We start from the raw sequence: 12765 nt of genomic DNA, 5'->3' as shown, positions 1-12765 counted from the left end.
GCGGCAGCGAAGGAGCACCCGTGAGCGAGACGAAGGCGGCCGAGCCGCAGACCGGATGGACCCCGTGCGGAGCAGGCGCGGCGGTCGACGTGGACGCCATCGAGGCGGCGATCGCGGACATCGCCGCCGGGCGTGCGGTGGTCGTCGTGGACGACGAGGACCGCGAGAACGAGGGCGACCTCATCTTCGCCGCCGAGAAGGCGACGCCGGAGCTGCTCGCCTTCATGGTGCGCTACACCTCGGGCTACGTGTGCGTCGCGCTGACCGAATCCGAGGCGGACCGGCTCGACCTGCCGCCGATGTACCACACGAACCAGGACCAGCGCGGCACCGCGTACAGCGTCACGGTCGACGCGGCGGAGGGCATCAGCACCGGCATCTCCGGCACCGACCGCGCGCACACCACCCGGCTGCTGGCCGACCCCGAAGCCACCGCGAAGGACTTCCGCCGACCCGGGCACGTGGTGCCGCTGCGCGCCAAGGAAGGCGGCGTGCTGCGCCGGCCCGGTCACACTGAAGCGGCGGTCGACCTGGCCCGGCTGGCCGGTCTGCACCCGGCGGGCGCGCTCTGCGAGATCGTGTCGCAGAAGGACGAGGGCGACATGGCCCGGCGCGACGAGCTGGAAGTGTTCGCCGCCGACCACGACCTCAAGATCATCTCCATCGCGGACCTCATCGCTTACCGGCGGCGCACCGAGAAGCAGGTCGAGCGCGTCGCCGAGGCGCGGATCCCGCTGGCCGCGGGGGAGTTCCGCGCGGTCGGGTACGACAGCCTGCTCGACGGGATCGAGCACGTCGCCTTCGTGTACGGCGAGATCGGCGACGGCGAGGACATCCTGGTCCGGGTGCACTCCGAATGCCTCACCGGCGACGTGTTCGGCTCGCTGCGCTGCGACTGCGGCCCGCAGCTGGACGCCGCGCTGCAGAAGGTGGCCGACGAGGGCCGCGGGGTCGTGCTGTACATCCGCGGGCACGAGGGCCGCGGCATCGGCCTGCTGCACAAGCTGCAGGCGTACCAGCTGCAGGACGCGGGCGCGGACACCGTCGACGCGAACCTGGCGCTGGGCGTCCCGGCGGACGCGCGCGACTATGGCACCGGCGCGCAGATCCTGTGCGACCTCGGCGTCCGGTCGATGCGGCTGCTCACGAACAACCCGGCGAAGCGGGTTGGCCTCGAGGGCTACGGCCTGCGCGTCACCGGGCGGGTCGCGCTGCCGATCTCGCCGAACCCGGAAAACCTGCGGTACCTGCGCACCAAGCGCGACCGGATGGGGCACGACCTCAGCCAGCTCGAGCACTACGACCAGGTCGGCGCGTCCGACCCGGGCACCGAGGAGGACACCACGCGATGAGCGGCGAGGGGCGGCCGGAAGCCGCGCTCGACCTGCGCGACTGCAAGTCCCTGCGGCTGGCGGTCGTCGCGACGCGGTGGAACGCGAAGATCACCGACGTGCTGCTGGAGCGCGCGCTCGCCGCGGCGAAGGACGCCGGGCTCGAGGAAGAGCCCACGGTCATCCGGGTGGCGGGCGCGGTGGAGCTTCCGGTCGCGGCGCAGGCGCTCGCGCGCAACCACGACGCGGTCGTCGCGCTGGGCGTCGTGATTCGCGGCGGCACCCCGCACTTCGAGTACGTGTGCGACGCGGTCACCGCCGGTTTGACCCGGGTCGCGCTCGACGAGAGCACCCCGGTCGGCAACGGCGTGCTGACCTGCGACACCGAGCAGCAGGCGCTGGACCGCTCCGGCATGCCCGGCTCCGTGGAGGACAAAGGCTACGAGGCGGCCGTGGCGGCGCTCGACACCGCGCACGTGCTGCGCGGTCTCGGCAAGCCGTGGACCGAGCGGGGATTCGTGTGAGCGTGATGACCGAGCAGCAGACCGCCCTGGTGATCCGGCCGCGCCGGGCGCTGATCATGTGCAGCGTGCTCGCGGTGGCGCTGCTCGCGGCGTTCGTGGTGGTGGCGGTCCTGCTGCGCAGTTCGCACACCGGCGTCGTGTTCGAGGCGTCGGACCAGATCGCGATGATCGGCATCGGCGTCGCGCTGTCGGCGGGCACGATGCTGTTCGGCAACGCCCGCGTCCGCGCGGACGCCACCGGCATCGAGGTCCGCAACGTGCTGGCGCGGCGGGTTTTCACCTGGGATCAGGTGCTGTCGATCAGCTTCCCGGACGGGGCTTCGTGGGCCCGGCTGGAACTGCCGGACGACGAGTACTTCTCGGTGATGGCCGTGCAGGCAGTGGACCGCGAACGCGCGGTGACGGCGGTGCGCGCGCTGCGCCGGTTGCACCGCGCCGCCACCGAGGCCTGAGGTCTCCTACAGGTCCAGATCCACGACGATCGGCGCGTGGTCGGACGGTTGCTTGCCCTTGCGGGCTTCGCGATCCACGTAGGAATCGGTGACCGCCTTGGCGAAAACCTCGTTCCCGTAGACGAGGTCGATGCGCATTCCCTTGTTGTTGGGGAAGTTCCCGCCGCGGTAGTCCCAGTACGTGAACGGGTGGTCGTACTTCAGCGGCCGCGGGAACACGTCGGACAACCCGGCGTCGCGGAGCTTCTTGAGCGCGGCCCGTTCGGGTTCGGTGACGTGCGTGGATTCGGCGAACAGCGAGATGTCCCAGACGTCCTCGTCGGTCGGCGCGACGTTGAAATCGCCGAGCACCGCGAACGGGCGCGCGTGGTTCAGTTCTTCGCCGACGAGGTCGCCGAGCTTCTCGAACCACTCGAGTTTGTAGGCGTAGTGCGGGTTTTCCGGCTCGCGCCCGTTCGGCACGTACACCGACCAGACACGGATCCCGCCGCACGTCGCACCGATCGCGCGCGCCTCGGCCTTCCCGTCGAAGCCCGGTTCGCCCGGCAGCCCGCGCACCACGTCGTCGAGCCCGATCTTCGAGAGGATCGCGACGCCGTTCCACCGCCCCAGCCCGTACACGGCGACCTCGTACCCGCGCGCGGTGATCTCGTCGGCGGGGAAGGCTTCGGTGGTGTTCTTGAGCTCCTGAAGGCACAGAACGTCCGGAGCGGTGCTGTCGAGCCAGTCGAGCACGCGCGGCAGCCGGGGAACGATGGAGTTCACGTTCCAGGTGGCGACGCGGACGGTCATGGCTGCTCCCTGATCGTTCGGCGGGTCGGCGAGGCTAGGCTACGGCAGGCCAGTTCCGTGCCTCGGGACGCCTTCCGCCGCACGACCGCCAGGGGACGCGAGCACACTGTCGCCCGCGAACGTCGCGGCCCGGCACCCCTGCCCGCAGCAAGGGGTCTCACGGAAACTGTCGGACCCTCGCCATACAGTGGGGCACGTGGCTGATCCGACCACCTACCGACCTCAGCCGGGGAGCATCCCGGACTCGCCTGGCGTCTACAAGTTCCGCGACGACGCCAAGCGGGTCATCTACGTCGGCAAAGCGAAGAGCCTCCGCAGCAGGCTCAACTCGTACTTCGCCGACCTGTCCGGCCTTCATCCGCGCACGCGGCAGATGGTCACCACCGCGGCGAGCGTCGAGTGGACCGTCGTCGGCACCGAGGTCGAGGCGCTCCAGCTGGAGTACAACTGGATCAAGGAGTTCGACCCGCGGTTCAACGTCCGCTACCGCGACGACAAGAGCTACCCGGTCCTCGCGGTCACGCTGAACGAGGAGTTCCCCCGGCTGCACGTCTACCGAGGCGCGCGCAAGAAGGGCGTCCGCTACTTCGGGCCGTACTCGCACGCGTGGGCGATCCGCGAGACGCTCGACCTTCTCCTGCGCGTTTTCCCCGCCCGCACCTGTTCCGCCGGCGTCTTCCGCCGCCACGGGCAGATCGGGCGGCCGTGCCTGCTCGGCTACATCGACAAGTGCTCGGCTCCGTGCGTCGGCCGGGTGTCGGCGGACGAGCACCGGGCGATCGTCGAGGACTTCTGCGACTTCCTCGCCGGCCGCACGGACGCGATGGTGAAGCGGCTCGAACGCGAGATGGCCGCCGCTTCCGAGGAGCTGGAGTTCGAGCGCGCCGCGCGGCTGCGGGACGATCTGGGCGCGTTGCGGCGCGCGATGGAGAAACAAGCCGTGGTCTTCGGCGACGGCACGGACGCCGATGTCGTCGCGTTCGCGCACGACGAGCTGGAAGCCGCCGTCCAGGTGTTCCACGTGCGCGGCGGGCGCGTGCGCGGGCAGCGCGGCTGGGTGATCGACAAGGCCGAGGAAATGGACGTCCAGGCGCTGGTCGACCACTTCCTCACCCAGTTCTACGGTGAGGAATCCGACCGCGCGGGCCGCGACGACGTCGAGACCGGTCCGGTCGTCCCGCGCGAGGTGCTGGTGCCGGAGCTGCCGGCGGACGCCGACGCGGTCGCGGAGTGGCTGTCCGGCCTGCGCGGGTCGCGGGTACGGCTGCGGGTCGCGCAGCGCGGAGACAAGAAGGCGCTCGCGGAAACGGTGGAGCGCAACGCCAAGGAAGCGTTCACCCAGCACAAACTGCGCCGCGCGGGCGATCTCACCGCACGGTCCGCGGCGCTGCAGGAGCTCCAGGACTACCTGGCGCTCGACAGCGCGCCGCTGCGCATCGAATGCATCGACATCAGCCACATCCAGGGCAGCGACGTCGTCGCGTCGCTGGTGGTGTTCGAGGACGGGCTGCCGCGCAAGTCCGAGTACCGCAAGTTCGCGCTGCGCGAAGCGGCGACGGAGGGCGACGTCGCGTCCATCGCCGAGGTCGTGCGGCGGCGGTTCTACCGGTACCTCAAGGAAACGGCCGAAAACGCCGAGGAGGCAACGGAAACCGCGTCGGAGACCGCGGACGAGGCGGTCCGGCCGGTGCGCGCCGGGATCGACCCGGAGACCGGCCGCCCGCGCAAGTTCGCCTACCCGCCGAACCTGCTGGTCGTCGACGGCGCGGGCCCGCAGGCCACCGCGGCCGCGGACGTGCTCGCCGAACTGGGCATCACCGACATCGCCGTCGTCGGGCTCGCGAAGCGGCTCGAAGAGGTGTGGCTGCCCGGCGAACCGGATCCGATGATCCTGCCGCGCACGTCGGACGCGCTGTATCTGCTGCAGCGGCTTCGCGACGAGGCGCACCGGTTCGCCATTCGCTACCACCGCGAAAAGCGCGCCAAGCGCATGCAGACGTCCGAATTGGACAGTGTGCCCGGACTCGGGCAGGCTCGGCGCACCGCGCTGATCAAGCACTTCGGCTCGGTGAAGAAGCTCAAACAGGCCCGGGTCGAGGAAATCGAAGCGGTGCCCGGCTTCGGCAGGCGCACTGCCGAGGCCGTGGTGGCGGCACTGGCCGGGGAGACCGGCGCCGCACCGCGGGCAGTACCGGGAGGGGACCAGGGGTCGTGATCGGGAAGGAAGCACAGACGTGAGTGCGGAAGAGGAAAAGCGGGGCAGCGGGATGGAGGTCGCGGTCGTCAGCGGCCTGTCCGGCGCGGGCCGCTCCACGGCGGCCAAGTGCCTGGAGGACCTCGGCTGGTTCGTGGTCGACAACCTGCCGCCGGAGCTGATCGCCACCATGGTCGAGCTCGGCGCGCAGGCGCGGGGGGCGATCACGAAGGTGGCGGTGGTGATGGACGTGCGCTCGCGCGCGTTCACCGACGACCTCGCCTCGGTCATCAAGGACCTCGACGCGCGCGGGTACAAGCCGCGCGTGCTGTTCCTGGAGGCCACCGACGCGGTGCTGGTGCGCCGCTTCGAGTCGGTCCGCCGCGGCCACCCGATGCAGGGCGACGGCAGGCTCGCCGACGGCATCACCGCCGAGCGCAAGCTGCTTTCGCCGCTGCGCGAGGAAGCCGACCTGGTGCTCGACACGTCCGCGCTGTCGGTGCACGACCTGCGCGCGAAAATAGAGGACGCGTTCGGTTCCGAGGCCAGCACGCAGACCCGCGTCACCGTGCTGTCCTTCGGCTACAAGTACGGTTTGCCGATGGACGCCGACCTGGTGATGGACGTGCGGTTCCTGCCGAACCCGTTCTGGATCCCGGAGCTGCGCGAGCACACCGGCCTCGACGGCGAGGTGCGCAACTACGTGCTGTCGCAGGAAGGCGCCGAGGAATTCCTCGACCGCTACCACCAGCTGCTGCGGCTCATCGGCGCGGGCTACAAGCGCGAGGGCAAGCGGTACCTGACGCTCGCGGTCGGCTGCACCGGCGGCAAGCACCGCAGCGTCGCGATCTCCGAGGAACTCGCCCAGCGACTGTCCAATGAGGACGGCATGGCAGTAAAGGTGGTGCACCGGGATCTTGGCCGGGAGTGACGTGCGCGCGGTGGCGCTGGGCGGAGGACACGGGCTGCACGCGACGCTGACCGCGCTCCGGCGGATCACCCGCGCCGTCACGGCGGTGGTCACGGTGGCCGACGACGGCGGGTCGTCCGGCAGGCTGCGGCGCGAACTGGGGCTGCTGCCGCCGGGCGACCTGCGCCAGGCGTTCGCCGCCTTCGCCGCGGAGGACGGCGGGCGGCTGTGGGCGGAGGTGTTCCAGCACCGCTTCGGCGGCGACGGCGCGCTCGCCGGGCACGCGGTCGGCAACCTGCTGCTCGCCGGGCTGTTCGAGGTGCTCGGCGACCCGGTGGCCGCGCTCGACGAGGCGAGCAGGCTGATGGGCATCTCCGGCCGGGTGCTGCCGATGTCGCCGGAGCCGCTGGAGATCGAGGGGGAGGTCAGCGGCCTGGACAGCGAGGACCCGGACGCGATCCGGCGCATCCGCGGCCAGGTCGCGGTCGCGAGCACGCCCGGCCAGGTGCACCGCATCACGCTGCACCCGGCCGGCCGCCAGGAGCGTCCGCCGCGCGGCTGCCCGGAGGCGATCGAGGCGGTGCTGGAGGCGGACGTCGTGTTCCTCGGCCCCGGCTCGTGGTTCACCAGCGTGCTGCCGCATCTTCTGGTCCCGGATCTGCACGACGCGCTCGTGCGCACGACGGCGACGAAGGTCGTCGTGCTGAACTTGGTCCCCCAACCGGGGGAAACCGGCGGATTCTCCCCGGAGCGGCATCTGGACGTACTCTTCGAGCACGCGCCCGCGCTGCGGGTCGACGCCGTCGTCGCGGACCGTGATTCCGTCCCTGACCCGGCAAGCCTGCGCCGGGCGGCCGAACGCCTCGGGGCGAGGGCCTGCCTGGGGGCGGTGGCCGACCCGGTCGTGGCGGGACGGCATGATCCTGGTGCGCTCGCCCAGTGCATGCGAGAGGCACTCGGCCTCGGCGGGGAGCACTGTGGGTGACGGCGGGCGCGCAGCGAAAGGCAGGAGGGGCAGTACATGGCGATGACCGCCGCGGTGAAAGACGAACTGAGCCGGCTCGAGATCACGAAGATCGGGCCGCGCCGGGCGGAGGTCGCGTCGCTGCTTCGCTTCGCGGGCGGGCTGCACATCGTGGCCGGCCGGGTGGTGGTCGAAGCGGAGCTGGACACGGGTTCGGTCGCGCGGCGGCTGCGCAAGGAGATCCACGAGCTGTACGGGCATCATTCGGACGTGCACGTGATCACCGCGAGCGGCGGCCTGCGCAAGGGGACGCGCTACGTCGTGCGCGTGGTGAAGGACGGCGAGGGCCTGGCGCGCCAGACGGGTTTGATTGACCAGCGCGGCCGCCCCGTGCGAGGCCTGCCCGCCGCCGTGGTGTCCGGCGGAGTGGCCGACGCCGAAGCAGCCTGGCGCGGTGCCTTCCTGGCCCACGGTTCGCTGACTGAACCGGGCCGCTCGTCTTCCCTGGAAGTGACCTGCCCCGGCCCGGAAGCGGCCTTGGCCCTGGTCGGCGCGGCGCGGCGGATGGGCATCCAAGCGAAGTCCCGTGAAGTGCGGGGCGCGGACCGCGTCGTGGTCCGAGACGGCGACGCCATCGGCGCCCTGCTGACCCGTCTGGGCGCGCACACGAGCGTGCTGCAGTGGGAAGAACGCCGGATGCGCCGGGAAGTGCGAGCGACCGCCAACCGCCTCGCGAACTTCGACGACGCGAACCTGCGCCGCTCGGCCCGCGCCGCCGTCGCCGCGGCCGCCCGAGTGGAACGCGCCTTGGAGATCCTCGGCGACACCGCCCCCGACCACCTGCTCGCCGCCGGACGGCTGCGCTTGTCGAACCGCCAGGCGTCGCTCGAGGAACTGGGCCAGCTCTCCGACCCGCAGATGACGAAAGACGCCGTGGCCGGACGGATCCGCCGGCTGCTCGCGATGGCGGACAAACGGGCGAAGGAGCTGAGCATCCCGGACACCGAATCGGCGGTGACTCCGGAAATGCTGGAAGAAGAAGCCTGACACGCTTGACGGCGGGGTTCTGGTTCGGGACGGCCTAGCCCCGCCGCGGTGGCTTGGGGGAGCGGCCTGCGTGGCCCGGTTTGCGGCTTCTCAGCGGGGAGCCCGCTTCGCGCGTCGCTGGGGTAAGGGAGGGGCCTGCTTCATCCCTTTGCCGTGGCGTGCCCGGCCCCGGTTTGCGGCTTCTCGGGCGGAAGCACGCTTCGCCCGGTCGCTGGCCCGGGAAGGGCGAGGTCTGCTTCATCCCTTCGCAGTGGCTTGTCCGGCCCGGTTTGCGGCTTTCTCAGGCGGGCACCCGCTTCGCCCGGTCGCGTGGTCTGGCGGCCAGCCTGATCCGTCCGCGGTGGCTTGCGAGGGCGGAGCAGCCCAGTTGCGGAGCCACCAGCCGAGGCGGCTTGCTGGCGAGGATCGGCCCGCCAAGATCCGCGCGACAAGAAGCCGCGTCGGAAGACCAGCCGCGGTCGCCGGAGGCCTGCCCGATCGTTGGCGGGAGTCTCGTGAGTGTTCAGGCCGGTTCTAACCGGCAAAAACGCTCACGAGAGTGCGCATGCCGAAAACCTCGCCGCGCGGGCCGAGCCCAGCATCATCCCCTGCACCGCGAACCTCCCGCTACGCCTTCCGTACCACGCCCCACCCCACCCTGCGCTTTACTCGGCGCCTACCCGTCCCGCCGCACCGAGAGACCCGCCCCGGCCGTCAAGACTTCGTCCACAGTGGACAAATCACCCCCGCCACACCACCGTCTTCGCTACCGTAGGGGGCATGATCGATCTGCCGCTCTCCGCACTTGAACTCGCGCTGGTCGAGGCCGGGCAGTCGGCCACCGCGGCGCTCGAACCGCTCTCCGCCGTCGCGCGCCGGGTCGACGAGCTCGGCTACCGCAGGCTCTGGTTTGCCGAGCACCACGGTTCCCCGGCCATCGCCAGTGCCTCCCCGCAGGTGCTCGCGGCGCACGCGGGCGCGGTGACGTCCCGGGTCCGGGTCGGGTCCGGCGGCGTTCTCGCGCCCAATCACGCCCCGTTCGCGTTGGCGGAGCAGTTCGGCACCCTGTCCGCGCTCAACGGCGGCCGGGTCGATCTCGGGGTGGGACGAGGGCCGGGGGCGCTCGATCCGGACATCATCCGCGCGCTGCGCCGCGGAGCCGAGCCGGCCGGGGAAGCCGACTATCACGCTGACGTCGACGAGCTCCTGAAGCACCTCGGCAGCGACAAGGTCCTCCCCGGCGGGGTGACCGTGCCGGAGCCGTGGCTGCTCAGTTCCAGTCCGGCGGGCGCGGAGGTGGCGGCTGAGCGCGGGTTGCCGATCGCGTTCGCGCATCACATCCGGCCGGACAACACGGCGCCCTCGCTGGAGCGGTACCGGGAGAAGTTCCGGCCGTCGAAGTGGCGCTCCGAGCCGTACGTGCTGTTGTGCGTCGAGACGATCTGCGCGGACACCGAGGCCGAAGCCGAATACCTCTCCGGGCCGATGAACGTCCTCAAGTCCCATCTGCTCACCGGTGGCGGGGGAGACCAGCCGATGCTCACGCCGGACGAGGCCGCCGGGTACGAGTTCGCGCCGGAGATGGTTCCGCAGCTCGAACACTTCCGCGCGGCTCAGGCGTACGGCGAGCGGGAGCAGGTCCAGGCGCGGCTCGCGGAGCTGGCGAAGCAGACCGGCGCGGACGAAATCATGGTCACGGTCCCCGTCTTCGACGCGAAGGCGCGGATCCGCTGCTACGAACTGGTGAAAGAATAAGGTGCGGCAGGGGTGACCGGCGCCGCTCCGGTCACCCCTGCCGCGGCTTTATCCGGCGAACGCCGCGCCGGGGAACTTCAGCTGCACCACCACGTTGTCGATGGTGTCCGGCGTGCCGCCGAGCTTGTCGTTGTTCGTCGAGGTCACCCAGAGGCGCCCGTCCGGCGTCTTGGTCACCGAGCGCAGCCGGCCCCAGCGGCCGGAGAACACCGCCGACACGGTGCCGACGCTGTCGCCCTTGATCTGCGTCGCGAACAACTGCTTGCCGGTCACCGCCGCGATGTAGATCCAGTCGTTCACGATCTCGATGCCCGACGGCCCGGCCTGCGAGGTCGGCCACGTCTTCTTCGGCGCGATCGTCCCCTTGCAGTCGCCGATCGTGCCCTCGCACGCCGACCAGCCGTAGTTGCCGCCCTTCTGGATCAGGTTCAGCTCGTCCTGGCTGCTCTCGCCGAACTCCGACGACCACAGCCGCCCCTGCGAATCCCAGGCGAGGCCCTGCGGGTTGCGGTGCCCGTAGCTCCAGACGTACCGCGCGTTGCCGCCGGTGGCGTAGAACGGGTTGTCGCTCGGCGCGGAACCGTCCGGGTTGAGCCGGAGGATCTTGCCGTTGAGCGAGCTCTTGTTCTGCGCGTTGGCCTTGACCTTCGCGTCGCCGACGGTGGCGTACAGCTTGCCGTCCGGGCCGAACGCGATCCGGCCGCCGTTGTGGTACTGGTTCTTCGACATCCCGGTCAGCACCGGCGTGGTGGTCTTCGACAGCGTGGTGCCGTCGTAGGTGACCTTCACGATCCGGTTGTCGCTGGACGACGTGTGGTACAGGTACACCGCGTGGTCGGTGTTCCACTGCGGCGAAATCGCCAGCCCGAGCAGGCCGCCCTCGCCGTTCGTGGTGACCACGCCGGGGATCTTGCCGAGCATCGTCTTCTTGCCGTCCGGGGTGATCTGCAGCAGTTCGAACCGGTCCCGTTCGGTCACCAAGGCGTTGCCGTTCGGCAGGAAACCGACCGCCCAGCCGAGGTCGACCTTCGCGATGTCCTTGTCGTACGACGGGATTCCGCCGCCCGCACCGCTGCTGCTGGTCGTCTTCGCGGTGACCGCGTTGCTCGCCGCGGAGGCGTTTCCGTTGGGGTCACGGGCTTTCACCGTGAACGTGTAGGACGTGTTCGGCTTGAGGTCGGTGACCGTCGCCGAAGTCTGCGACGTGGACGAGACGACAGTGCCGCCCTGGTACACGTCGTAGCCCGCGATCGAGCCGCTGTCGTCGGTGGAAGCCTTCCAGGACAACGAAATGCTGTCCGAAGTACTGCCGGTGACCTTGAGCGAACCGGGCACGCTCGGCGGGGTTTTGTCGTCGCTGGGCGGGGTTTTCACGCCGACGACGTTGCTCGGCTGGGACGGGTTGCCCGCCGCGTCGTAGGCGATCACCGAGATGTCGTACGACGTGTTCGGCGTCAGCTGGTCGACGGTCGCCGAGGTGGTCTTGCCGTCCACGACCTTCAGCGTGTTGCCGCCGCGGTTGATCTCGTACCGCGTGACGCCGACGTTGTCCGTCGCCGCGTCCCAGCGGAAATCGGCCGCGGTGGGCCGGATGTTCGACGCCTGGAAGTTCTTCGGCGGCGTCGGCGGCTCGGTGTCGACCGGGGCGCTGAAGCTGTCGGTGATCTTGTCGGTGTTGGGCCCGCCGTTCGCGGACGCCGAAACGGTGCGGACGTGGTTGACGCCCGCGGTGAGCTGGACGGTCGCGGTGACGGTCTTCCACGTCGTCCAGGAACCCGTGCCGGGGAAGGAAACCGTGCCCTTGTCACCGCCGTCGACCACGAGCTTCATCGGCCGGTCGTCGGCGGTTCCGTTGGCATAGCGGAAAGTCAGCGTGTGCGTGCCGGCCTGTGCCGCGTTGACCGAGTAGTCGGCGTAGCTGCCGACGACGTTTTCGAAATCCACGAATCCCTTGCCGGAATAGCCGGGGTGGTTCGTGGCGATCTTGGCCTGGGAGAGCGTCGCGTCCTCGGACTCGTAATCCCCGGTCGCCGCGGTGGCGGTCACGGGGGTCAGCAGTGCGCAGCCGAGCGCGGTCGCCGCGGTACCGGCGAACAGCGCGCTCAACGTCGAGCGTCGTGCCACGGGGGCCTCCTGCTTGAGGGGGATCGGGGCGGCGGCGGGGAACTGCACGGTCTTCGTTAGGAAAGTTTCCTATTTATCGGGACAGATCACACACCCTCGGCAGGTGCGGTGTCAATAGTGCGATCGCGGCATTACGCTCCGCAGCCGTGGCCGCGGAGCGCATGCAGAAAGAACGGGTAGGTCAGAAGCCGGCGATGTCCGCCCGCGCGATCACCTTCGTGATCCTCGCCCGGACGAGGGATTCTTCGGGGACGGCGTTGCGCTTGCCGTAGGCCGGGCCGTTCTCCTCGCCCATGTACCGCGCGCCGAGCCGGGTGGCCCACTCCAGCATTTCGTCGTAGTCGTGGTGCAGTTCCGCCTCGGCGGTGAACTGGACGTACGAGAACGGCGGCCGCTGGTCGTCCACCGCGAGCGAGAGCCGCGCGTCGCGGCGCAGGGCCTTGCCCTTGAGCGTGTCCGTCCCGGTGGTGAAGATCAACTCGTCGCCGTTCGGTCCCTCGTTCAGCAGGAACCACACCGGCGTGACGACCGGGGCCCCGTTGGCCCGCACGATCCCCAGCATCCCGGTCCGCGTGCCCTCGCTCGCGAACTTCCACCACTCCGCCCTGGTCATCTCCCGCATGCCCGCCACGCTAGCCGTCCGCGTGTGCGGGCTCCCGGCCGGGCCGACTAGCCTGACCTGCTGTGCGATAC

Annotated in this window: 10 protein-coding genes and 1 pseudogene; 8 read left to right on the top strand and 3 right to left on the bottom strand. The window is 70.4% G+C overall.

The window, feature by feature from the left end; genetic code table 11:
- Positions 1–20: 20 nt before the first annotated feature.
- The 3 genes from EIZ44_RS22260 to EIZ44_RS22250 are packed head-to-tail and all read left to right on the top strand — an operon-like array spanning position 21 to position 2307.
- Positions 21–1352, top strand: coding sequence for a bifunctional 3,4-dihydroxy-2-butanone-4-phosphate synthase/GTP cyclohydrolase II (locus EIZ44_RS22260; RefSeq protein ID WP_037814620.1), 1332 nt, complete (start codon positions 21–23; stop codon positions 1350–1352).
- The gene (gene ribH / locus EIZ44_RS22255; RefSeq protein WP_037814621.1) at positions 1349–1855 is read left to right on the top strand and encodes a 6,7-dimethyl-8-ribityllumazine synthase; all 507 of its coding nucleotides are present in this window, start codon (positions 1349–1351) and stop codon (positions 1853–1855) included. The genes EIZ44_RS22260 and ribH overlap by 4 nt, the downstream gene beginning before the upstream one ends.
- A 5-nt stretch (positions 1856–1860) precedes the next feature.
- A complete protein-coding gene (locus EIZ44_RS22250; RefSeq protein ID WP_037814999.1) occupies positions 1861–2307 on the top strand; it encodes a PH domain-containing protein in 447 nt (148 codons plus the stop codon).
- A gap of 6 nt (positions 2308–2313) precedes the next feature.
- On the opposite strand, the gene EIZ44_RS22245 is transcribed toward EIZ44_RS22250, so the two are convergent.
- Positions 2314–3099 carry an exodeoxyribonuclease III gene (locus tag EIZ44_RS22245; protein WP_134730938.1) on the bottom strand — a complete coding sequence of 262 codons (786 nt, stop codon included), beginning with the start codon at positions 3097–3099 and terminating at the stop codon, positions 2314–2316.
- Positions 3100–3295: 196 nt separating this feature from the next.
- Here EIZ44_RS22245 and uvrC point away from each other — a divergent pair, with 196 nt between their 5' ends.
- From uvrC to EIZ44_RS22220, 5 genes are all read left to right on the top strand, one after another.
- A complete protein-coding gene (gene uvrC / locus EIZ44_RS22240) occupies positions 3296–5314 on the top strand; it encodes an excinuclease ABC subunit UvrC (RefSeq protein ID WP_078870526.1) in 2019 nt (672 codons plus the stop codon).
- A 52-nt stretch (positions 5315–5366) separates the two neighbouring features.
- Positions 5367–6224: an RNase adapter RapZ gene (gene rapZ / locus EIZ44_RS22235; protein ID WP_020658140.1), complete on the top strand. Its 858-nt coding sequence runs from the start codon at positions 5367–5369 to the stop codon at positions 6222–6224.
- A 1-nt stretch (position 6225) separates the two neighbouring features.
- A complete protein-coding gene (locus EIZ44_RS22230; RefSeq protein ID WP_043827416.1) occupies positions 6226–7188 on the top strand; it encodes a gluconeogenesis factor YvcK family protein in 963 nt (320 codons plus the stop codon).
- 36 nt (positions 7189–7224) lie between these two features.
- On the top strand, positions 7225–8214 hold the full coding sequence (gene whiA / locus EIZ44_RS22225) for a DNA-binding protein WhiA (RefSeq protein WP_093574335.1): 990 nt from the start codon (positions 7225–7227) through the stop codon (positions 8212–8214).
- A 759-nt stretch (positions 8215–8973) separates the two neighbouring features.
- Complete coding sequence (locus EIZ44_RS22220) at positions 8974–9948, top strand: LLM class flavin-dependent oxidoreductase (RefSeq protein WP_134730936.1); 975 nt, start codon at positions 8974–8976, stop codon at positions 9946–9948.
- Positions 9949–9999: 51 nt separating this feature from the next.
- Here EIZ44_RS22220 and EIZ44_RS22215 read toward each other — a convergent pair.
- Both EIZ44_RS22215 and EIZ44_RS22210 read right to left on the bottom strand, forming a co-directional pair.
- Positions 10000–12045, bottom strand: a pseudogene (locus EIZ44_RS22215) (PQQ-dependent sugar dehydrogenase); the annotation flags it as partial.
- Between the two features lie 208 nt (positions 12046–12253).
- Positions 12254–12694, bottom strand: coding sequence for a PPOX class F420-dependent oxidoreductase (locus EIZ44_RS22210; protein WP_037814629.1), 441 nt, complete (start codon positions 12692–12694; stop codon positions 12254–12256).
- Positions 12695–12765: the final 71 nt, after the last annotated feature.

Origin of the sequence: Amycolatopsis nivea (genome assembly GCF_004522235.1) — a bacterium.
Classification (GTDB): domain Bacteria; phylum Actinomycetota; class Actinomycetes; order Mycobacteriales; family Pseudonocardiaceae; genus Amycolatopsis; species Amycolatopsis nivea.
The sequence above is the reverse complement of the archived record's forward strand: the minus strand, read 5'-3'. Positions and strand labels throughout refer to the sequence as shown.